Here is a 20,039-nt window from a genome sequence, read left to right as displayed (position 1 = left end):
CGCCCGCAAAGCCCGTGAGGCCGGCTCAGGAGCCCGACGGCGACTCCGGGCCCGGCGACACGCCCGGCGGGGCCATACGGGCGGACAGGGCGCCGTTGAAGCGCGTGAGGAGCGAGCAGAACGCCTCGCGCTCCTCCGGTGCCCAGTCCTGGGTCAGTTCGGCCATGAGCTGACGTCGGGAGGACCGGACCTCCTCCAGCCGCGACACGCCGCGCGGGGACAGCTGGAGCACGACAGCGCGGCCGTCCTCCGGGTGCGAGGTCCGCTTGACGAGTCCGGTGTCGACCAGCGGGGCCACCTGCCGGGTGACCGTCGAGGAGTCGATGCCCATGCTCGCGGCGAGCGCCTTCACGCCCATCGGGCCCTCTTTGTCGAGGCGGTTGAGGAGCAGGTAGGCGGCGCGGTCCATGGAGTTGCGCACCTGCCCGACCCCGCCGAGCCGGGTCTGTTCGGCACGACGGGCGAAGAGCGCCACCTCGTGCTGGAGCGTCTCGAGAAGACCGGTGTCACCGGCGGTCGTCATGTCCATCGACATTTCAGGCGTTGTGGGCATGGCCGGGAGCTCACTTCGTGGAAGGCTGCTGATTGGGGGACAGGGTACGCGGCCGGGCGGCGAGCCGTACCGGCGCTGCGCAAAGCGGGTCTCGGAGGTTGGTCACAGCGGCCCTGAGCGCTCGTGAACTGCGATGCTGGAGACATGAGCTACAGCACGGCCGCCCTTGTCGGACCCGTCACCCTCGACGACGTGCGCGGAGCCCAGAAGATGCTCTCGGGCGTGGCGCGGGTGACGGCGATGGAGGGCAGCAGGCATCTGTCCCAGCTGGTCGGCGCGCCGGTGCACCTCAAATGCGAGAACCTCCAGCGGACGGGTTCGTTCAAGCTCCGCGGCGCCTACGTCCGCATCGCCGGGCTGCTGCCCGAGCAGCGGGCCGCGGGCGTGGTCGCGGCGAGCGCGGGCAACCACGCGCAGGGCGTGGCCCTGGCGTCCTCGCTGCTCGGTGTGCGGTCGACCGTGTTCATGCCGAAGGGCGCGCCGCTGCCGAAGATCAGCGCGACCCGGGACTACGGCGCCGAGGTGCGGCTGCACGGGCAGGTGGTCGACGAGACGCTGGCCGCCGCGCAGGAGTACGCCGAGCGGACGGGCGCGGTGTTCATCCACCCCTTCGACCACCCCGACGTCATCGCGGGCCAGGGCACGGTCGGGCTGGAGATCCTGGAGCAGTGCCCCGAGGTGCGGACCATCGTGGTCGGTATCGGCGGGGGAGGGCTGGTGGCCGGAACAGCGGTCGCGGTGAAGGCGCTGCGGCCGGACGTGCGGATCGTGGGCGTGCAGGCGGAGGGGGCGGCGGCGTATCCGCCGTCGCTGGCGGCGGGGCGGCCGGTGGCCGTCGAGAATCCCGTGACGATGGCCGACGGCATCAAGGTGGGGAGGCCCGGTGACGTGCCGTTCGGGATCGTCGGCGAGCTGGTGGACGAGGTCCGTACGGTCTCCGAGGACGAGCTGTCCACGGCTCTGCTGCTGTGCCTGGAACGGGCGAAGCTGGTCGTGGAGCCGGCCGGAGCGAGCCCGGTGGCGGCGCTGCTGAGCGAGCCGGACGCCTTCGAGGGGCCGGTGGTGGCCGTGCTGTCCGGCGGCAACGTGGACCCGGTGCTGATGCAGGGGGTGCTCCGGCACGGCATGGCCGCGCAGGGCCGCTACCTGGCGGTGCGGCTGCGTCTGACGGACCGGCCCGGCGCCCTGGCCACGCTCCTCGGGGTGTTGTCGGCGGTCGACGCCAACGTCCTGGACGTGAGCCACGTCCGGACCGATCCGCGGCTCGGACTCACGGAGGCGGAGGTCGAGCTGCACCTGGAGACGAAGGGCCCGGAGCACTGCGTCGAGGTCGGCCGGGCGCTGCGGGAGGCCGGGTACCCCGTCATCGGCTGACGTGCCACCGACCGGCCGGCACCGACTGGGTTGTCACGGACGGGTCACTCGTTCGGGAAATCGCATTGTGAGACGCGATACATCGCGTTACGGTGGGTCGTGAATCGCTCGCTGCGCGGAGCGAAACGCACAAACCTAGGCTTTCCGAAGAATTCCCGACGACGTGGAGACTCATATGCCAGGCGCCATCTATGCCGAAGGCCTGGTGAAGACCTTCGGTGACGTAAGGGCTCTGGACGGCGTCGACCTCGACGTTCCCGAGGGCACGGTCCTCGGCCTGCTCGGGCCGAACGGCGCGGGCAAGACGACTGCTGTCCGCTGCCTCACGACCCTGTTGCGCCCGGACAGCGGCCGGGCGGTCGTCGCAGGCATCGACGTGCTCAAGCAGCCCAACGAGGTGCGGCGGTCGATCGGCCTCTCCGGCCAGTTCGCCGCGGTCGACGAATACCTGACCGGCCGGGAGAACCTCCAGATGGTCGGCCAGCTCTACCAGATGAGGGCCAGGGCGGCGAAGGCCCGGGCCGGCGAGCTGCTCGAGCAGTTCCACCTCGCGGGCGCCGCCGACCGCCCGACGAAGACCTACTCGGGAGGCATGCGCCGCCGGCTCGACCTGGCGGCCGCCCTGGTCGTCTCCCCGCCCGTCATGTTCATGGACGAACCGACGACCGGCCTCGACCCACGCAACCGGCAGGAGCTGTGGGAGGTCATCAAACAGCTCGTCGCCGGCGGTACGACCCTCCTGCTGACCACGCAGTACCTGGAGGAGGCCGACCACCTCGCGCACGACATAGCGGTCGTCGACCACGGCCGTGTCATCGCCCGCGGCACTTCCGACCAGCTCAAGGCTCGCACCGGCGGAGAGCGCGTCGAGGTCGTGGTCCACGAGCGGGAGCACGTGAGGACGGCCGCCGAGGTGCTCGGCGGGTTCGGCAAGGGCCCGACCACCGTCGAGGAGCACACCCGCAAGCTCACCGTCCCCGTCACCGGTGGCGCGAAGCTGCTCGCCGAGGTCATCCGCGAACTGGACACCCGAGGTATCGAGATCGACGACATCGGCCTGCGCCGCCCCACCCTCGACGATGTCTTCCTCTCCCTCACCGGCCACGTGGCCGAGGTCAAGAAGAACGGCCCGGCGACCGACGCCGGCCGCGACGACGAGAGCACCGGCCACAAGGACGAGAAGGAGTCCGCCAAGTGAGTGCCGCCACCGACACCGCGCGGGTCGCGGCGCCCGCCAACGCCTTCGGCCAGTCCGTCCGGGACTCCCTGGTCATCGCCCGCAGGAACATGATCCGCATGCGCAGGATTCCCGAGATGTTGCTGTTCGGGGTCATCCAGCCGGTCATGTTCGTAGTGCTGTTCACGTACGTCTTCGGCGGCTCCATCAGTATCGGCGGGTCCACCGACGCGCAGCTGTACAAAGAGTTCCTGATGGCTGGGATCTTCGCGCAGACCGTCACCTTCGCGACGGCCGGCGCGGGCGCGGGCATCGCGGACGACATGCACAAGGGGCTGATCGACCGCTTCCGGTCGCTTCCGATGGCGCGGGGCGCCGTCCTTACCGGACGTACGCTCGCCGACCTTGTGCAGACCACCCTCACGATCGTCGTGCTCGCGGGAGTAGCCCTGATCGTGGGCTGGCGTACCCACGAGAACATCGGCAAGGTGCTCTGCGGCTTCCTGCTTCTGCTCCTACTCGGCTACGCGTTCTCCTGGATCGGCGCCCTGATCGGGCTGTCGGTCCGGACTCCGGAGGCGGCCACCTCCGGCGGGCTGATCTGGCTGTTCCCCCTGACATTCATCTCGAACGCCTTCGTGCCGGTCACCGGCATGCCGACGTTCCTCCAGCACGTCGCCGAGTGGAACCCCTTCAGCGCAACGGTGGCGGGTGCCCGTGAACTCTTCGGGAACGAGATGCCGGGCGTCCCGAATACGGTCACCGGTGCGTGGCCGATGGAGCACCCGATCTGGGCCTCGCTGATCTGGTCCGTCCTGATCATCGTGGTCTTCCGGACGTTGGCGGTCCGCAAGTACCGCTCGGCCGCCTCATGACGACGGTGCCGTGTGGCGACGCCGCCTCATGACGACGGTGCCGGACGACCATCGTGCAGCATGACGGCGAGCCCCCGGTGTCACCGGGATTCACCGGGACGCCGGGGGCTCGTCGACGACAGGCGGCCGGGTACAGCACCGGCCGGGTGTGTCGGGTCAGCCGTTGTAGGGCTCGGCCTTGAGGATCTTCACAGATGCCGGCTTGCCGTTGGGCAGCTCGTACTGCGCGTCCTCGCCGACCTTGTGACCCATGACGCCCGAGCCCAGCGGGGACTGGGGCGAGTAGGTCTCGATGTCCGAGCTCGCGTACTCGCGTGAGGCGAGCAGGAAGGTCAGCGTGTCGTCCTCGTCACCATCGAAGGCGATCGTGACGACCATGCCGGGTGCCACCGCGCCGTCCGCGGCCGGAGCCTCACCGACCTTGGCGCTCTCGAGCAGCTGGGTCAGCTGGCGCACGCGGAGCTCCTGCTTGCCCTGCTCCTCCTTCGCCGCGTGGTACCCGCCGTTCTCGCGCAGGTCACCCTCCTCACGGGCCGCGGCGATCTTGGCAGAGATCTCGGTGCGCGCAGGACCAGTAAGGTATTCAAGCTCCTCCTTGAGCTTGTTGTACGCCTCCTGGGTCAGCCAGGTGACGTTCTCGCTGGTCTGGGTCACGGGTGCTCCTCGTTGGTACTGGGAATACAAATCAACGCCCTACCCAGAAGGATGTTCCTTCACGGAAGGGCGAAACCACGAGCCTAACAATTCGGTGGCCAAAGGGGGAGGACATAAGCCACCAGATACATGTCCCCGCAGGTCAGCGCGTACGGATTCGCGCCGACGGGGCTGCGCGGGTCAGCTTGTGTGGCAGCCGAGCAGCTCGGCCGTCGTGCCCGCGGCCTTCGTCCTCAGGGTGACGACCCTGTCGATGCGGGTGGAGTCCCCGTCGAAGCGGAAGTCGGCCCGGCCGACCTCGTCGCCGTCCTCCGCCTGGGAGCGCACCGTGCAGTAGCCGACGGCACCGGCGTCCTTGCGGACCTCGAGGTGTACCTGCACCGAGTCCTCGGCGAGCTCGAAACCGATCAGCTCACCGCTGATCTCGTTCTGGGCGACGTAGTGGTAGCCGAACCAGCCGATCACCGCGAGCAGGACGGCACCGAGCACGGCGCCGACGACCTTGAGCGTGCGGTCGGCCTGCTCGTCCGAGGAGCGGCCGTACCGGCTCTCGGGAGTCTGCGTGCTCGCCGTACTCATCGTCGTCCTCTCGGCAGGAGCCGGTCTTCCCGGGCTCCGGAATTATTCGGCTCCCGATTCGGTCACTATAGAAGCCTCCCACCCGCCACCCGACCGCCGCCCCTCAACGACGCCTGCCGGGCGGCACCTATTGGATCGCGCCGACGCACACGGGCGCCGACTGACCGAGGAATGAGTCTTGACTGACCAGCTGCGACTGATGGCCGTCCACGCCCACCCCGACGACGAGTCGAGCAAGGGCGCGGCCACCATGGCGAAGTACGTGTCCGAGGGGGTGGACGTGCTGGTCGTGACCTGCACGGGCGGGGAGCGCGGCTCCATCCTCAACCCCAAGCTCCAGGGGGACGCGTACATCGAGGAGAACATCCACGACGTACGCAGGAAGGAGATGGACGAGGCCCGGGAGATCCTGGGCGTGGGGCAGGAATGGCTCGGTTTCGTCGACTCCGGCCTGCCCGAGGGCGACCCGCTGCCGCCGCTGCCGGAGGGCTGCTTCGCCCTGGAGGACGTCGACAAGGCGGCCGGTGAGCTGGTGCGGAAGATCCGTTCCTTCCGTCCCCAGGTGATCACCACCTACGACGAGAACGGCGGCTACCCGCACCCCGACCACATCATGACCCACAAGATCACGATGGTGGCCTTCGAGGGCGCGGCCGACACCGAGAAGTACCCGGAGGCCGAGTACGGGGCGGCGTACCAGCCGATGAAGGTCTACTACAACCAGGGCTTCAACCGCCCCCGCACCGAGGCGCTGCACGACGCACTGCTGGAGCGCGGCCTGGAGTCGCCCTACGGGGACTGGCTCAAGCGCTGGTCGGAGTTCGAGCGCAAGGAGCGCACGCTCACCACGCACATCCCCTGCGCCGACTTCTTCGAGATTCGCGACAAGGCGCTGATCGCGCACGCCACGCAGATCGACCCCGACGGCGGCTGGTTCCGGGTGCCGATGGACGTCCAGAGGGAGGTCTGGCCCACCGAGGAGTACGAGCTCGCCAAGTCCCTCGTCGACACCTCCCTCCCCGAGGACGACCTCTTCGCGGGCATCCGGGACAATGCCTGACATGAGTGCAAGCGCAAGCCTGGCAATGACGCACCTCGTCACTCTCGCCGAACTCGACGAGGACAAGGTCACCCCCGGTGTCCTCGGTTTCATCGTTTTCGCGGTGATGGCCCTGGCGGTGTGGGGTCTGATGCGGTCCATGAGCCGGCACATGGGCAAGGTCGACTTCAAGGAGACGCCGTCGGAGCGGGGGGCCGAGGCGGAGGCCTCCGGCCGGGTGGAGCCGCAGAAGGGGTGACCAGCGGGGCGGCCGCCTCCCTCGTGGCCCGGTGCCGGTGTGGGCCGGGGGTGGCGGCCGACCGCGTCGTCGCGCGGGTACAGCGGCACGACCGCCCGCGGCTCCTGCGGCTGGGGCTCTCGGCTCTCCCGGCTCCCGCGGCTACGCCGTCGCCACCGCCACCCCCATGACCTCCCGGGCCTGGCGGTTCGGGACCATGCCCAGGTGCCAGGCCTGCCAGCCGGACTCCAGCTGGACGCCACGCTCCAGGAGCAGCTGGTAGGCCTCCACGTAGTCGTCCAGCTTGGCGTCCCGTGCCGAGTGGCGGGCGCGGGACAACTGGGCCAGGTCCTCCTGCGCCACGGCCGTACCGACCTCCACGCCCCCGGGGGCGGCGTACGGCAGCAGCGTGCAGCGCAGGAAGCGGGCCCAGTCCTCCCCCCGCAGGTCGCCGTAGGCCGCGAAGAGCGCCGCCGCCTCGTCGCACAGCGCGAGCGCCTGCACCGTACGGGCGTTGCCCGCGTCCACGACCGCCAGCTCCAGGCAGGTCCACGCCTCGCCGTCGCCGACACCGATGCGCTGGAAGTCGGCGCGGGCGTCGACCAGGATCTGCCGGGCGAAGCCGGAGTTCCGCAGCGAGCCGGTCTGGGCGGCCCGCTGGTCGCGGGTCACCCGCCCCGAATGGTGCCGGGCGCAGGCCAGGCCGTACGCGTCCCGCATACGCGAGAACATCGTGCGGGAGCGTTCCAGCGCACGCACCGACTGGTCCAGGGCACCCGTCTCCTCCAGCGCCTGGCCCAGGTAGTAGATGCTCCACGCCTTGCCGCGCGCGTCCTCGTTCTCCCGGTGCCGGGTCGCCGCCTGCCGCAGTTCCTCGACCGCCACGGGCACGTCCCCGGCCACCAGTCGGGCCCGCGCCAGCTGGGTCAGCGCCCAGGCCTCGCCGCGGGCGTCCTGGGTGCGGCCGTACAGCTCCAGGGCCGTGCGCAGGTCCGTCTCGGCCCGCGGTACGTCCCCTAGGCGCAGGTGCAGCTGGCCGAGCTGGAAGTGGGCCCACGCCTGGCCGTGCACCGACTCGCCCGCGCGGTGCAGCACCAGTGACTCGGTGAGCAGGTCCAGGGCCTCCGCCGGCCGGGCCCGGTCCCGTTGCACCGCCGCCAGCGCGTGCAGCGTCCACGCACGGTCGGTGTCCAGCTCGGGCGTGGCCTGGAGGTCCAGCGCCTCCCGCAGCTTCGCCGCCGCCTCGGTCAGATTGCCCTGGTGGTGCAGGGTGATGCCCAGCGAGCACAGGGCGCGGGCCGCCCCCGCGTCGTGGTGGGCCTCCCGGTACAGGTCGACCACGGAGGTGAGCGTCGTCCGCGCCTTGTCCAGTTCGCCGAGCTGCCGGGCCGCGATACCGGTACGCCACTGCACCGACCGCACCAGCAGCCCCTGGTCCACGGACTGCGCCAGCTCGCTGATCTCCCCCAGCCGGTACAGGTCGCCGCGCAGCAGGCAGTAGTCGCACAGCGCGCCCAGCAGGTTCAGCACCGCGCCCTGGTCGACGCCCTCCGCGTGTCTGAGCGCCGCCGTGATGAAGCTCGACTCGTCGTCCAGCCAGCGCAGCGCCTCGTCCAGGGAGGTGAAGCCGTAGCTCCCGAACCGGTCCGAGCGGGTCGACATGTTGCCGTCGACCAGGCGCAGCACCGAGTCGGCCAGCTCGGCGTAGTTCGCGATCAGGCGTTCCTGCGCCGCCGCCCGCTCGCCCGGCTCCTCCTCGTCGGCGAGTCGGGCCTGTGCGAAGGCCCGCACCACGTCGTGCAGCCGGTAGCGGCTGCCCCGGACGTGGTCGAGCAGGCCCGCCCGCGACAGCGCCGCCAACTGCCGTGTCGCCTCCGTCTCGTCCGTGGCCAGCACCGCGGCGGCGGCAGCGGCGCCCAGTGAGGTGCGCCCGGCCAGCGCCAGCCGGCGCAGCAGCCGCCGGGCCGGTTCCGGCTGGTCGGTGTAGCGCAGCCACAGCGCCCGCTCGACCGGTTCCACCGGCCCGTACGCGGCCAGGTCGGTCGCCAGGGCGCGCGGCGAGCGCGGGCCCAGCGACGACCCCGCGATCCGCAGCGCCAGCGGCAGGCCGCCGCACAGCTGCCGGATCCGATCGGTGGACTCGGCGTCGTACGGTCCCGACGCGTCATCGGCGGCGGCGCCCAGCAGTTCCTCCGCGCCCGCCGCGTCCAGCGCCTCGACCGGGAGGTGGTGCACCCGTGCGGGCAGGTCGGCGGGCAGTTCGAGCGCCTCCCGCGTGGTGACCAGCACCAGGCTGTCCGACCGCTCCGGCAGCAGCGTGCGCACCTGCTCGGCGCTGAAGGCGTCGTCCAGTACGACGGTGACGGGCACGCCCGTCAGATGCTGGTGGTACAGCTCGCTGAGCCGCTTGACCTGCTGGGCCGCCGACGACCGCTCACGGAACAGCAACTGCTCGCGGGGTGCCCCGAGCCGGTTCAGCAGATGCAACAGGGCGTCCCGGGTCCCCAGCGGCGACTCCCCGCCCACGGCGGAGCCGTCCCCTGCCCCGTTTCCGTCCCCGCGCAGGTCGACCAGGCACGCCCCGCGGAAGTAGTCGCGCAGCTCGTGCGTGGCCCGCACCGCGAGAGTCGTGCGGCCGCTGCCGGGCGGCCCGTGCAGCACCACCACCGTCGGCTTCGTCTCCGTACTCGCGCGGGCCGCCTGCACCCACTGCCGCAACCGCGCCATCTCCTGCCGCCGGCCCGCGAAGGTGCCCTCCGGCTCCGGGAGCTGGGCGAACGACTGCTCCAGCGCGCTGCGTCCCCGGGCCGCGGCACTCTTGTCGGCACCCCGCAGCCGGGGCCCGGCCGCCGCCTTCTTCGGCCCGGTGGACGCGGCGAGCATCCGCTGCTGGTCCAGGAACGGCCGGATGCCGCGCACCTCCAGCGCCGTCAGCCACTGCAACCGCAGCTGCTCGGGCCCGCCGGGCTGACTGACGGCGCCGGCGCGGTGGTGGGCGGCCGGCACGTGGGACCCGACCACCTTCACCACGGTGGCCGCGGCGCCGGCGACCCCGACGGTCACTCCCGCGCCCACCGCCGTGCCCGTGCCGGTGCCGAGCGCCATGTCGGCCACCACCGCGGCCACCGCCGCCACGGCGGCCACCAGCAGGGGAGTGCCGGCGCCCTCCCGGGCGTACCGCTGCCGGAAGGTGAGCTGTCCGGCCGCCGCCTCGTCGAGGGCGTGGGTGTAGGCCGCGTACTCCTCGGCGGCCGCCCCCGCCATCGCGTCCAGCGATCCGCGGGCCCGGGACAGCAGCACGTTGCCGTCCGTGCGCCCGCCCGAGCGCCGTACCTCCTCCTCCACGGCCCGCCTCAGTAGCCGCTCGGCCTCCGACCGATGACTGTCCCGCATGTCGCGCCCCCTCCGGCGGCATCGGTGTCACCCGGGCGTCCCCAGACCTCGCTGGGACTCTCCCGGCCCGTCCCCGGGTCCTTCCCCACTTGTGCGTCGGTCAAGTGTCCTGCGAGAGGGAGGCTGTTGGGGAGAGGTCCGCACGAGGTGCGACGGTGTGCCGTGCGGGCAGGCGCGGGTACCGGCAGGACGGACACCATGACGGCGGTGTGGTTCCGTCAGGGCCTGAACAGCGTCTTCACGCTGGTCACCTGCCCGGCTCCGTCGAAGACCAGGTCGTAGCCGATGCCGTCGTAGAGGCTGGAGTCCAGCCGGTTCACCAGGGTGACGAACCGGGCCGGGGAGTACGGCAGCAGCTCGGCGTCCTTGGCCTCAGTGGTCTCGGGGCGAACCGGGACGGTCAGCAGAGTCCGGGCGCCCCCGGCCATGGGCACCGTGGTGAACGGGCCGGTACCCGCGTTGACCTCCCAGGTGTCGAACTGGGTGTTGATCTTCTTCTGGGCGGGCCGCACCGACAGATAACTGCGTCCGTCGCTGGTCCAGGCCTTGCCGATCGTCACGAACTGCTCGGTGCCGGCGAAGGGGGCCCGGCCGGTCGAGGCCGGCGCGTCCTTCGCCGCCTCGCCGCTGCTGTCGGACGGGGTACCCGTCTGCTCGGAAGGCGGCTGTGTCTTCGCGGCGGTGGTGGGTTGCGCGGAATTCCGAACGTCGTCGGTCCGGGGGGAGGAATTACCGGCGGGTGCGGAAGGCGACGCCTTCTTCGCGGCCTCGGCAGGGTCCGCCGGCTTCTTGTCGCCATTCGGCCGGGCGTCCGTCTTGTCGGCCGACAGGGAAGGCGACGCCGCCTTTGTGTCAGCGGCGGAGTCCATTCGGTCCGCGGGCTCCTGGGTGCATCCGGTCAGGGCAATGGCCGCGAGGGCGGTAATGGCGACCCAGTGCTTGGTGGTCCGGCGGTGTGAGGCATTCATCGTCAACTGCTCCTGAGGACCGGTGTGGTTGGGGTACATGGTCTCTACGCCTCACACCGGTCACCGGGTTGCGTCCCGATCAGATTGTTTTTACGGATCTTCATGAGCGCCCCGAACTGTGATGTCGTCGAATTCCCCGCGCAACGACAAATCAGAAGCAGTCGTCGGCGGAAGTGTCAGCGAAGCTCATTCGGCGGTCAGCCAGAAGGCCTCTCTCAGCGATTGAATTCTGCCCTCGCCGTCGTAGTCGACGGCGAACACCCACTGCGGTCCGGCCCGCAACTGGCCCACCAGTTCGCCCAGCCGCATGTCTCCCGGCGTGCCGCCGGCCAGGTGCTTCACTTCCACCGGAATCCACGTCGGCACGGTCACCTGATGCACCACGCCGGTACGAAGCTGCTCCACGGTGACCTGGACCGTAGCCCCTTCCGACCCCTCCGCCTCCTCCAGCAGCACCGCGCCGTACACGTAGCCGAGTTCACCGGCGTACTCCTCACCCGGAGCCGGCACCGGCGGCACGAACCGCGGAGTGCTCGACGCCGTCGGCTTCACGGCGACCGGTGCCGGCCCCGGACCGAGCCGGACCGGAGACAGGACTCCCACGGCCAGGGCGGCGGTCAATACCACGCCGCCCGATGCCACAGCCGTCTGCTTGCGGCGCCGCAGCCGATCGCCGCGTGCCCGGATCCGCTCCGCGGCCGGCGGTACGGCGAACCGCTGCCCCGAGGCGGCGAGCTCGGCGAGGTGACGCCCCAAGCCGGTCTCGTCAGCCATGCTCCGACCTCCTCCGTGGTCTCCATGGGACCCGGGCGTGCGTGACTCACGGCCTGAACAGGGACTGCAACTTGACCACCTGCCCCGCTCCGTCGAAGCTCAGGTCGTACCCGACGCCCGCGGAGAGCGTGGAGTCCATCTGCTTCAGCAGGGTGACGAACTCGGCCTGGGAGAACGGCAGCGGCTCGGCTCGGCCGCCGCCGGACGTGTCTTCACCGCGGACCGGGGTCGTCAGCATGACCCGGGCGTCCTCGGCCATGGTCACCGTGGTGAAGGATCCGGTGCCGGGGGTGATCTCCCAGGTGTCGAACCGGGTGTTGACCTTCTTCTGGGCGGGCCGCACCGACAGACGGGTCAGTCCGTCCTCGGACCAGGCCCTGTCGATCGTGACGAACTGCTTGGTGCCGGCCCACGGGGTCCTGCTGGTCGACGCCCGCGCGTTCTGCGAACCTTCGCCGCCGCCCGACGGGGCGGCCGCCCCGCCACCGCCGGCCGGCGCGGTGTCCGTCACCGCCGCGGTGGGAGCAGCCGTGGGCTCCTCGCCCTTCTCACCGCATCCGGTCAGGACGAGGGCGCCGAGGGTGACAACGGTGAGCAGGCGCGGGGCGGCCCGGCGGTGCGAGACAGACATGGTCAGCGTTCTCCTGGGAACCGGTGCGGTCGGGTTACACGGTCTCTACGCCGCGCACCGGCCCCCGGGTTGCATCCCGGCCGGACTTCTTCGGCTTCCGCCGAAGTTCACCCGACGGTCAGCCAGGACGCCTCACGCAGTGACCGGACCCGGCCCTCACCGTCGTAGTCGACGGCGAACACCCACCGGGGCCCGCCACGCAACCGGTCCGTCAGCTCTTCCAGCCGCACGTCCCCCGGCTTCCCGCCGGCCAACCGCTCCACCTCGACCGGGGTCTGCGGCGACAGGGTCACCTGGTGCACCACTCCCGTGGGTACGGCCGTTCCCCCCTCGGTGCGAAGCTGCTCCACGGTGACCCGGACCGCGTCCTCCACCACCTTCGCGTCGTACACGTAGCCGATCTCGCTGGCGTACTCCTCACCCGGAGCCGGCGTCGGAGGTACGAACCGCGGCGTGCCCGACGCAGTCGGACTCGTGGCGGCCGGTGCCTGCTCCTGGCCCGGCCGGACCAGCGACAGGCCTCCCACGGCGACAGCGGCGGCCAGCAGCACACCGCCCGACAGCTGGGCCGCCCGCTTACGGCGCCGGCGCCGGTCCCCGCGCACCCGGATCTGCTCCGCGGCCAGCGGCACGACGGACCGCCGGCCCTCGGCGGCAAGGCCGGCGAGGTGATCGTCCAAGCTGGTCTCGTCAACCACGTTCCACCTCCGAAACTCGGCCCGCCCGCGGATCCAGCTCGGTATCGGCCAGAATCCTCGCCAGCGCGGCCCGCCCCCGGCTCAGCTGTGCCTTGACCGTACCGACGGGGCAGTTGGTCTCGGCGGCCACCTGCTTCACCTCCAGATCGCACAGGTGGTGGAGCACGATGGCCCGCCGCTGCGCCGCGGGGATCTGCCGAAGCGCCTGCACCAGCAGCACATGGTGGGTGTCCGGTGGCGGTACGTTCGCGGGCGGGCCCTGGCGCCGTGCGAAGGACAGCGCGGTACGCACCCGCCGCCACCGGCTGACCGCCAGCCGCCAGGCCACGGTACGCACCCATGCCTCGGGCGCTCCGTCCTGGTCCAGCCGGGCCCGGTTTTCCCAGGCGCGGACGAAGGCTTCCTGGACCACGTCCTGCGCCTCGGCACGGTCGCCGGTCATGGCGTACAGCTGGCCGATGAGCCGCCCCACGCTCCCGGCATAAAAGGCGTCGAACGCCTGCTCGTCCATCCCCCGCCCGCGGTTCCTGGTGGCCGTACATGTGTTCAATCGAGCGAACAGTGTCACCTGGCAGCCCGTGGCGCAAGGAGCCCGTCATGTCACCACCGAGTGACGGGGGAGAGGCGTTGAGAAGGCAGGGCCGCCTTCCCGCAGAGCAACTCCACGACGGCAGGAGGCCCGTGGTCCGGTTCAGGCGTCCGTCGGTTCGACCGGCTGGCGGAGGATGGTGCGCAGGCGGGCCGGGTCGGTGCGACGGGCGTCGGAGAGGTAGATCTCGTGGTGGGTGCCGCGAGGCCTGAGGTCGTGCTCGGGCATGTACTCGTCGTGCATGCGGGCGATGGTGGGGGCTTCTTCGTCGTACCGGCCGATGTGGAGGACCTGGACGGAGCGGCCCTCGTGGAACGCGTCGAAACGGACCCGGTGGGCGGCGGCGGGGTCCTTCTTGTCGATCGCGCGCTTGAGCCCCTCCTCGAAGAGCTCGCCGGTGATCCACTCGGGCTGGACGATCATGAGGCGCCACCGCCAGGAGTCCTCGTCGCGGGAGGTGGTGAAGGCGCTCAGGTCGTCGGACCACCAGAGCCCTTCGAGTGGCCCGACGGTGTGCTTCCTGCCGAGCTGGTCGATGGCGAGGGCGCGGACCGCGTAGGAGGTGGCGTACAGCGCCTGGACGACGTCCTTGTAGAGCTGTGACGTGTTCGGGCTGCCCTCGCCGTCCGCCATGAGGAAGTTCATGGCGGGCACGTCGATGACCTCGAAGTCCTTCTTCGCGGTGAAGAGGCTCCGCAGATCCTTCTTGACGTCGTAGTTCTGCATGGGATGAGGACTCCGCTCCCGGAGGGACGACAAGGCGGCGGCGGGCACGGGTCCGAGCCGACGACCGCACCGGTGAAGTGATGCGGCCACCACCGTAGGGGGAATCCTCAGGATGTCACGCGCCCCGCCCCGGGCGGCGGAGCCGTGCGCGGGCGCGCCCCGAAGGGGGTGCGCCCGAAATGATGTACGGACGCACCGCGCCGGCCGGCCGAGCGGGCCCTCAGGAGTCCGTCGTCCTCCGCACGAGGAAGGAGCCGAGGACCAGATGGTCCATGTCCGTGTTCAGGAAGCAGGCCAGCGCGTCCACCGGCGAGCAGACGATCGGCTCTCCGGCCACGTTGAACGAGGTGTTGATCAGACACGGCACCCCGGTCAGACCGTGAAACGCGCGCAGCAGTTGTGCCAGCCGGGGGTTGCCCTCGTCGGTCACCGTCTGGATGCGGGCCGTGGCGTCCACGTGGCAGGCGCCCTGGATGAGCTCCTGGTACGCGGGGCGCACCGGGAACACGAAGGTCATGTAGGGCGAGTCCTCCTTCTTGCCGGTCTCGAAGACCTGGGGGGCGAGTTCCTCCAGGACGACGGGTGCGAAGGGCCGGAACGGCTCGCGCTGTTTGATCCGCTGGTTGATCAGGTCCTTCATGCCGGGGAAGCGCGGGTTGGCGAGGATGCTGCGGTTGCCGAGGGCGCGCGGCCCGTACTCCATCCGGCCCTGGAACCAGCCGACGACGCTCTCGTCCTGAAGCAGCGCGGCGGTCTCGGCGGGCACCTGGCCCGGCTGCACCTCCCGCCACTCGACCTGCTGGGAGAACTTGACGAGGGCCGCGAGGATGTCCTCGCGGTCGAACTCGGGCCCCAGATAGGGGTTCTTGTCCGTACGAGGGGCGTCACCGGCCTCTCGGGACGCGTACAGGGCGGCACCGAGCGCCACCCCGACGTCGGACGCGCCGAAGCTGACGTCCATGGCGGTGAAGCGGGACCCCTCGAGGAGCTTGGTGTTGTTCACGCAGTTCAGGGCGAGCCCGCCTTCGAAGATCAGCCGGGACTCGTCGCTGCGGCGCTGCACCGCGCCCAGTTGCGCGGCGGTCAGGACCTCGATCATCTGCTGTGCGGCACCGGCGACGCGCACGCGGAACGCGAAGTCCTCGCGTCGGTCGGGGGCGCCGTCGAAGACGCGGTCGAACAGCGCGTAGTAGGCGGGCACGGCGCTCGCGGGGTAGGGGATCTCGTAGGTGCCGTCGGGCCGCACGGTGACCACGTGGTCGAGCAGGGGGTTCGTCTCCGGGGGAGGCGCGTAGCCGGCCAGCGCCATGACCTTGTACTCGTCGTTGTTCGGTACGAACCCGAGGTAGCGGGTCACCACCGAGAAGAGCATCGCGAGGGAGTGCCGCGAGTCGATGCTCAGCTCGTCGAAGATCCGTATCTCGCCGCCCCGGATCTCACCCGCGATCGCCGACAGCCACTCCGCGCGGCCGTCGCTGACCAGGAAGGCGGCGTCATGGCCGCCGGCCAGGTGGTAGCCGGTCATGAGGTGGGCGAGGTGGTGGGGCACCCGGGTCAGTCTGTCCGGGTCGAGGCGATGACCGGTGTGCTCGTGGAAGTCGGCCAGGATCGCCTCCTGGCTGAACAGGGCCGCGTGGGTCTCGGCGAGCCGGCCGAGCCGAGAGAACTTCTCCGCCGGGCTCGCCGAGGCGTCCTCGGTGATCTCGGTGATCATCCGGTCCATGACGTGGTCGGAGAACTGCCAGGAGAACGCGAACACATCGACGTCGTCGAGCGTGAGGCCCCCCGATTCCAGACACCAGCTCACGGCGTTCGAGGGGAACTTCGACGTCTTCTTCTCCCGGTTGAGGCGTTCCTCCTCCACCGCCGCCACCAGTGAGCCGTCGACGATCAGGGCCGCGGCGGAGTCATGGCCGAACAGCAGGTGGCGGTCGATGCCGGTGGCCCGGTAGAGCCGGGCGAAGAGTTCCGCGGCCTTACCGAATCCGTTGTAGCCCAGGACGATCATGGGAACTCCTTGTCTGTGGACGGGCCGGGGTGGCGGGCCGAGGAGGAAGGGTGTGGGCGCGGGCGGCCGCGCGGGCCACTCAGTCCGGCCAGATGGTGAGGATGTCCGAGATGACCCGCGACCGTGCGAACGACGGATCGAGACACGCCCCCGTGAGGTCGGCCCCGCTGAGGTCCGCGCCCTCCAGGACCGCGCCGACCAGCCGGGAGTTCGCCAGATCCGCTTGGATCAGGTAGGCCTCGCTCAGATCGGCGCCGTCCAGGACCGCCCCGCGCAGATCGGCGGACATCAGGTACGACCCCGTGAGCACTGCCCCCCGCAGATCGGCGTGTGCGAGGTCCGCCCCGCTCAGGTCCGCGCCCGACAGGCTCGCGTCGCGGAGATCCGCGTGCGCGCCCTCGGGGCGGAGCCGTACGTACGCGTTCCACTCCGCGGGGCCCTTCCGCAGGACCGCTTCGTCCGTCTCCATCAGCCCCTCCCCTGGATGACGGTCAGTCCGGCCAGGGCCCGCTTCTCCAGCTCCATGGACGCGCGTACCGAGGTGACGACCGCGTCGACGAGCCCCGCCAGCTCGGAGTCGTCGGCGCAGGCGCTTCGGGCGAGGAGCTCCTTCCCGAGCCCGGTCCAGTGCTCCGCGCTCTGTTCGAAGAGGTCGGCGGCCGCGGCGTACCCGGGGTTGTCGCCGTGTTCGGAGAGGGTGGTGAGGAAGCGCGCGATCATGGGGCGGAACATTCCGCCCCCGGTGCCGAAGGACTCGATCTGCCGCCCCAGGTGCAGGAGCTGGCGGCCCAGTGCGCTCGTGGTGATGACGTTGCCCTGGAGGTCGACGTCCTCCACCTCGCCGCGCTTGGTGGTCGCCCAGGACGGGGCGGTGGCCGTGAGTACCTTCATGGCGGGGATGCCGAGGCTCCGGCTGCCCGGTTTGAGGACCTCGCGGCTCAGCGTGCGCACCGCGACCGGCGCGACCAGATCGAGCCGTGGTGAGTTGTGCGGCGGACCGAAGGTGTAGACGCGCCAGTTGGGGTTCAGGGGTGGTGAGTTGCGGCTGCCCCGGGCGGCTGTGAGGTCGTCGGCACGGACCAGAACCGTGCTGTCGTACGCCGGGTCGGAGACCTCGAACTCGCCGTGCCCGGTGGCGCGGACGACGTTGACGAAGTACCCGCCGAAGGAGGCCCGGCCCGCCAGACCCCAGTACGGCAGGAGTCCGATGTCGACCCGCGTGGTGGCGGCCGGTACGGTGCCGAGGAGCTCGGCCAGCCCCGCGGCCGACCGGGGGTTGTGCGCGTGGACCGCGACACCGAGGAGCCGGGCCGCCCTGAGCGGCATGACCACCTGTTTCCCCACGATGATGTCGGGCGTGTTGCCTCGGGTCGGGAAGTACGAGAAGCCGAAGCCGCCGTCCAGGCCGAACACGACGTGCTCGTCGATGTCGTGCCCGAGGGCGGCCAGGACATTGCGCTGGCAGGCGCTCTCGCTGTGGATGCCGGCCCGGTGTACATAGCCGTAGCCGTCGCTCATGCGCGCCCACCTCCGTCGAGAGCCATGAGGGCGCGCCGGTCGTCGGGGCCCATTCCTTCGAGGGCGTACCGGAAGGTGTCGCGCCGCAGCCGCGGGTGCCAGGCCCTCAGGTACTCTCCGACGGCCCGCGGGTGTTCCCGTGCGGTGACCTTGAGCAGCCAGCCGACGCCCTTCTGGACGTAGTGCTCGTCGTCCGACATCAGCGCCGTGCAGTTGTCGAACACATGCGTGAGCGGTAGTTCGTAGACCTCCTTGCCCACCCGGCGGCGCACCAGCTTGACCAGCGCCACGTTCGCCGCCCGCCTCGCCCACGGTCCGCCGTCGAGCCACTCGCGGGTGCGGGGGATCTCGTCGAGATGACCGAGGAGATGGTGGTGGAGCAGCTTGAGGCACAGGTCGTCGCACTGGGCCCAGTTCGTCACATGGAGGTCGAGCCAGCCGCGGGCGTGGTCGAGGAGCTCCCCGCCCAGACGGCGTCTCGCGATCCCGTGCAGGAGGGCGAAACCGGCGAGGGTCTCCTCGTGGTGCTTCGACTGCTCGACGAGGGTGTGGGCGATCGCCAGCCGGTCCGCCGGCGACAGGTCCGGCCGATCGGCCAGCCAGCGCCGGGCCAGGTCGGTGACCGCGCCGTTGGTCACCCCGAGCGCCGGCACCGGGGTGCGGAAGTAGCGCTGCATCGAGACGGCGAACCCGGGGTCCGCCCGGTCGGCCAGCAGTTCCCGCAGCTCGACCGCGGCGGCCGCGTGGTTCATACGGACGTCTCCAGGGTGAGGGTCACCGGCTTGGCCTTCGGCCGGGCGGGCCGCAGCCGGGGCTTGTCGGCCATCACGTACTCGTACTCGCGCTTCATCTCGGCGACGGTGTCGGCCGAGTGCTGGGCCCGGCCCTGCAGGTTCTGGCCGCGCAGGCCCCACCACAGGTACCAGTTGCGGTGGCTGAGGTAGGAGTTGCGGACGTGGTCGAGGGTGCTCTCGTCCCGCAGGATCTCCGGTTCGACGTAGTAGGCGGGGACGAAGGTGCCCTGGCCCTGCTCCATGATCCCGGCCTTGACCGCCTGCTTGAGGAGCTTGGTGCCGCTGAGGATGCGGATGCCGAGGTTGGCGTAGATCTGGGCGGGGTTGAGATACCGCTCGGTGAAGGTGATGGACTCGCGCAGCGCCGCGGAGGTCTCGCCCGGACCGCCGAGAAAGACACAGTGGGTGTGTTCGATGCTGCTCCGCGTGAACAGCCGGTCGACCTCGACGACACGGGCGAGGTCGAAGCCTTTCATCAGGTCGGAGAGCGCCTCGTCGGTGAACGCGTCGGTGCCGAGGTCGACGCGGATGCAGCCGGCCGCGGCGAGGAGTTCGACGAACTCCGGGGTCACCGCGTTGGGTGTCAGCTGGCAGTACCAGGGGACGTCGAGTCTGGCCTTCACCATCTCGTTGCAGACGTCCGCCGCGTAGTCGAGCGGGAAGTTGAAGGTGGCGTCGACGATCTCGAATTCCCTGACCTCGGGATTCTCGAACATCGCCCGTTTGATCTCGTCGACCACCGCCACCGGGTCCTTGAAGCGGTTCCCCTTGCCTTCGGTCTTGCGGATGATGCAGTACGAGCAGTAGAGCTTGCAGCCCCGCTTGGTCTGGAGCGTCTCGATGGCGGGCTGGGTGTCCCGGGTGAGGTCGGACGCGGCCGACACGCCCTCCTCGAAGTACCGGGGGTCGTACAGTGACCGGTCGGGCTCCAGGGCGCCCAGGTCGAAGCCGGTGTTGGGCGGGTTGTGGACGAACTCCCCCTCGTCGTTGACGTAGCAGAGCCCGGAGATGTCGTCGCGCGATCCGCCGATGTCCAGGTACTGCAGCAGCTGCGCCATGCCGACCTCGCCCTCGCCGGCGATGCCGTAGTCGGGCTGGGCGTACTCGAAGAACGCCAGCGGTTCGACGGAGAAGCCGGAGCCGCCGAGGACGACGGTGGCGCTGGTGTACTTGCGGACGCACCGCACGATCTTCTCGGTGAGGGGGCCGAAGAAGATCGGGTCGACGAAGGTGAGATTGTCGAGGTTGCGGACCGCGACGCCCACCACGTCGTAGGTGGTGGAGGTGAGTTTCTCGCGGACGGCCTTGAGCTCGCGTGACTCCCACAGCAGGTCCAGGACGTCGACCTCGTGCCCCGCCTTCTTGACGGCGGCGCCGATGTAGGCCATCCCGATCGGCAGGGCGGGCCGGGGTACCCGGATCTTGTTCGTGGAGATCAGCAGGACACGCAT

The 20,039-nt window shown here is 70.6% G+C and carries 20 protein-coding genes; 5 read left to right on the top strand and 15 right to left on the bottom strand.

Features of this window, described 5'->3' with window-relative positions:
* Positions 1-25: 25 nt before the first annotated feature.
* Positions 26-535 (bottom strand): MarR family winged helix-turn-helix transcriptional regulator, encoded by a 510-nt coding sequence (locus ABEA26_RS07265; protein WP_345590292.1) that lies wholly within the window; start codon positions 533-535, stop codon positions 26-28.
* 162 nt (positions 536-697) lie between these two features.
* Here ABEA26_RS07265 and ilvA point away from each other — a divergent pair, with 162 nt between their 5' ends.
* The 3 genes from ilvA (at position 698) to ABEA26_RS07250 (ending at position 3,979) form a co-directional block, all read left to right on the top strand.
* Positions 698-1,927, top strand: a complete 1,230-nt coding sequence (gene ilvA / locus ABEA26_RS07260; RefSeq protein WP_345590290.1) for a threonine ammonia-lyase — start codon at positions 698-700, stop codon at positions 1,925-1,927.
* A gap of 175 nt (positions 1,928-2,102) precedes the next feature.
* Entirely contained in the window at positions 2,103-3,125 is a 1,023-nt protein-coding gene (locus tag ABEA26_RS07255) for an ATP-binding cassette domain-containing protein (protein ID WP_345590288.1), read from the top strand.
* The gene (locus ABEA26_RS07250) at positions 3,122-3,979 is read left to right on the top strand and encodes an ABC transporter permease (protein ID WP_345590286.1); all 858 of its coding nucleotides are present in this window, start codon (positions 3,122-3,124) and stop codon (positions 3,977-3,979) included. The genes ABEA26_RS07255 and ABEA26_RS07250 overlap by 4 nt, the downstream gene beginning before the upstream one ends.
* A gap of 156 nt (positions 3,980-4,135) precedes the next feature.
* Here the strand turns inward: ABEA26_RS07250 and greA are convergent, their stop codons facing one another.
* Both greA and ABEA26_RS07240 read right to left on the bottom strand, forming a co-directional pair.
* Positions 4,136-4,633: a transcription elongation factor GreA gene (gene greA, locus ABEA26_RS07245; protein WP_055418146.1), complete on the bottom strand. Its 498-nt coding sequence runs from the start codon at positions 4,631-4,633 to the stop codon at positions 4,136-4,138.
* Positions 4,634-4,813: 180 nt separating this feature from the next.
* Complete coding sequence (locus ABEA26_RS07240) at positions 4,814-5,212, bottom strand: DUF4307 domain-containing protein (protein WP_345590285.1); 399 nt, start codon at positions 5,210-5,212, stop codon at positions 4,814-4,816.
* A gap of 178 nt (positions 5,213-5,390) precedes the next feature.
* Here ABEA26_RS07240 and mca point away from each other — a divergent pair, with 178 nt between their 5' ends.
* Together mca and ABEA26_RS07230 are read left to right on the top strand one after the other, a co-directional pair.
* A complete protein-coding gene (mca, locus tag ABEA26_RS07235; RefSeq protein WP_345590284.1) occupies positions 5,391-6,272 on the top strand; it encodes a mycothiol conjugate amidase Mca in 882 nt (293 codons plus the stop codon).
* Complete coding sequence (locus ABEA26_RS07230) at positions 6,265-6,510, top strand: hypothetical protein (protein WP_345590282.1); 246 nt, start codon at positions 6,265-6,267, stop codon at positions 6,508-6,510. Before mca ends, ABEA26_RS07230 begins: the two co-directional genes overlap by 8 nt.
* A gap of 141 nt (positions 6,511-6,651) precedes the next feature.
* On the opposite strand, the gene ABEA26_RS07225 is transcribed toward ABEA26_RS07230, so the two are convergent.
* The 12 genes from ABEA26_RS07225 to ABEA26_RS07170 all read right to left on the bottom strand — a co-directional run bounded on the left by ABEA26_RS07225 (position 6,652) and on the right by ABEA26_RS07170 (position 20,039).
* A complete protein-coding gene (locus ABEA26_RS07225; RefSeq protein WP_345590280.1) occupies positions 6,652-9,882 on the bottom strand; it encodes a tetratricopeptide repeat protein in 3,231 nt (1,076 codons plus the stop codon).
* Positions 9,883-10,100: 218 nt separating this feature from the next.
* Positions 10,101-10,850, bottom strand: coding sequence for a hypothetical protein (locus tag ABEA26_RS07220; protein WP_345590278.1), 750 nt, complete (start codon positions 10,848-10,850; stop codon positions 10,101-10,103).
* Between the two features lie 186 nt (positions 10,851-11,036).
* Positions 11,037-11,624, bottom strand: coding sequence for a hypothetical protein (locus ABEA26_RS07215; RefSeq protein ID WP_345590276.1), 588 nt, complete (start codon positions 11,622-11,624; stop codon positions 11,037-11,039).
* Between the two features lie 46 nt (positions 11,625-11,670).
* A complete protein-coding gene (locus tag ABEA26_RS07210) occupies positions 11,671-12,255 on the bottom strand; it encodes a hypothetical protein (protein ID WP_345590275.1) in 585 nt (194 codons plus the stop codon).
* 107 nt (positions 12,256-12,362) lie between these two features.
* Positions 12,363-12,953, bottom strand: a complete 591-nt coding sequence (locus ABEA26_RS07205; RefSeq protein ID WP_345590274.1) for a hypothetical protein — start codon at positions 12,951-12,953, stop codon at positions 12,363-12,365.
* Complete coding sequence (locus ABEA26_RS07200; protein WP_345590272.1) at positions 12,946-13,464, bottom strand: SigE family RNA polymerase sigma factor; 519 nt, start codon at positions 13,462-13,464, stop codon at positions 12,946-12,948. The genes ABEA26_RS07205 and ABEA26_RS07200 overlap by 8 nt, the downstream gene beginning before the upstream one ends.
* Positions 13,465-13,644: 180 nt before the next feature.
* Positions 13,645-14,268, bottom strand: a complete 624-nt coding sequence (locus ABEA26_RS07195) for a GyrI-like domain-containing protein (protein WP_345590271.1) — start codon at positions 14,266-14,268, stop codon at positions 13,645-13,647.
* A 220-nt stretch (positions 14,269-14,488) separates the two neighbouring features.
* Positions 14,489-16,276 carry a carbamoyltransferase family protein gene (locus ABEA26_RS07190; RefSeq protein WP_345590269.1) on the bottom strand — a complete coding sequence of 596 codons (1,788 nt, stop codon included), beginning with the start codon at positions 16,274-16,276 and terminating at the stop codon, positions 14,489-14,491.
* A 79-nt stretch (positions 16,277-16,355) separates the two neighbouring features.
* Entirely contained in the window at positions 16,356-16,745 is a 390-nt protein-coding gene (locus ABEA26_RS07185; protein WP_345590267.1) for a pentapeptide repeat-containing protein, read from the bottom strand.
* Positions 16,745-17,794: a BtrH N-terminal domain-containing protein gene (locus ABEA26_RS07180; protein WP_345590266.1), complete on the bottom strand. Its 1,050-nt coding sequence runs from the start codon at positions 17,792-17,794 to the stop codon at positions 16,745-16,747. Before ABEA26_RS07180 ends, ABEA26_RS07185 begins: the two co-directional genes overlap by 1 nt.
* The gene (locus ABEA26_RS07175; protein WP_345590265.1) at positions 17,791-18,546 is read right to left on the bottom strand and encodes a DNA alkylation repair protein; all 756 of its coding nucleotides are present in this window, start codon (positions 18,544-18,546) and stop codon (positions 17,791-17,793) included. The genes ABEA26_RS07180 and ABEA26_RS07175 overlap by 4 nt, the downstream gene beginning before the upstream one ends.
* The gene (locus ABEA26_RS07170; RefSeq protein WP_345590263.1) at positions 18,543-20,039 is read right to left on the bottom strand and encodes a B12-binding domain-containing radical SAM protein; all 1,497 of its coding nucleotides are present in this window, start codon (positions 20,037-20,039) and stop codon (positions 18,543-18,545) included. Before ABEA26_RS07170 ends, ABEA26_RS07175 begins: the two co-directional genes overlap by 4 nt.

The sequence above is a fragment of the Streptomyces marokkonensis genome (genome assembly GCF_039539045.1).
In the GTDB taxonomy this organism is placed as follows: Bacteria; Actinomycetota; Actinomycetes; order Streptomycetales; family Streptomycetaceae; genus Streptomyces; species Streptomyces marokkonensis.
Note: the sequence above shows the minus strand (reverse complement) of the source record. Positions and strands in the feature narration are given on the sequence as shown.

What these genes read in the sequence shown, in the direction of transcription:
- ABEA26_RS07265 (WP_345590292.1), bottom strand. Translation starts at nt 535, where the DNA reads ATGTCGATGGACATGACGACCGCCGGTGACACCGGTCTTCTCGAGACG.
- ilvA (WP_345590290.1), top strand. Translation starts at nt 698, where the DNA reads ATGAGCTACAGCACGGCCGCCCTTGTCGGACCCGTCACCCTCGACGAC.
- ABEA26_RS07255 (WP_345590288.1), top strand. Translation starts at nt 2,103, where the DNA reads ATGCCAGGCGCCATCTATGCCGAAGGCCTGGTGAAGACCTTCGGTGAC.
- ABEA26_RS07240 (WP_345590285.1), bottom strand. Translation starts at nt 5,212, where the DNA reads ATGAGTACGGCGAGCACGCAGACTCCCGAGAGCCGGTACGGCCGCTCC.
- ABEA26_RS07230 (WP_345590282.1), top strand. Translation starts at nt 6,265, where the DNA reads ATGCCTGACATGAGTGCAAGCGCAAGCCTGGCAATGACGCACCTCGTC.
- ABEA26_RS07225 (WP_345590280.1), bottom strand. Translation starts at nt 9,882, where the DNA reads ATGCGGGACAGTCATCGGTCGGAGGCCGAGCGGCTACTGAGGCGGGCC.
- ABEA26_RS07220 (WP_345590278.1), bottom strand. Translation starts at nt 10,850, where the DNA reads ATGAATGCCTCACACCGCCGGACCACCAAGCACTGGGTCGCCATTACC.
- ABEA26_RS07215 (WP_345590276.1), bottom strand. Translation starts at nt 11,624, where the DNA reads ATGGCTGACGAGACCGGCTTGGGGCGTCACCTCGCCGAGCTCGCCGCC.
- ABEA26_RS07210 (WP_345590275.1), bottom strand. Translation starts at nt 12,255, where the DNA reads ATGTCTGTCTCGCACCGCCGGGCCGCCCCGCGCCTGCTCACCGTTGTC.
- ABEA26_RS07200 (WP_345590272.1), bottom strand. Translation starts at nt 13,464, where the DNA reads ATGGACGAGCAGGCGTTCGACGCCTTTTATGCCGGGAGCGTGGGGCGG.
- ABEA26_RS07195 (WP_345590271.1), bottom strand. Translation starts at nt 14,268, where the DNA reads ATGCAGAACTACGACGTCAAGAAGGATCTGCGGAGCCTCTTCACCGCG.
- ABEA26_RS07190 (WP_345590269.1), bottom strand. Translation starts at nt 16,276, where the DNA reads ATGATCGTCCTGGGCTACAACGGATTCGGTAAGGCCGCGGAACTCTTC.
- ABEA26_RS07185 (WP_345590267.1), bottom strand. Translation starts at nt 16,745, where the DNA reads ATGGAGACGGACGAAGCGGTCCTGCGGAAGGGCCCCGCGGAGTGGAAC.
- ABEA26_RS07180 (WP_345590266.1), bottom strand. Translation starts at nt 17,794, where the DNA reads ATGAGCGACGGCTACGGCTATGTACACCGGGCCGGCATCCACAGCGAG.
- ABEA26_RS07175 (WP_345590265.1), bottom strand. Translation starts at nt 18,546, where the DNA reads ATGAACCACGCGGCCGCCGCGGTCGAGCTGCGGGAACTGCTGGCCGAC.
- ABEA26_RS07170 (WP_345590263.1), bottom strand. Translation starts at nt 20,039, where the DNA reads ATGCGTGTCCTGCTGATCTCCACGAACAAGATCCGGGTACCCCGGCCC.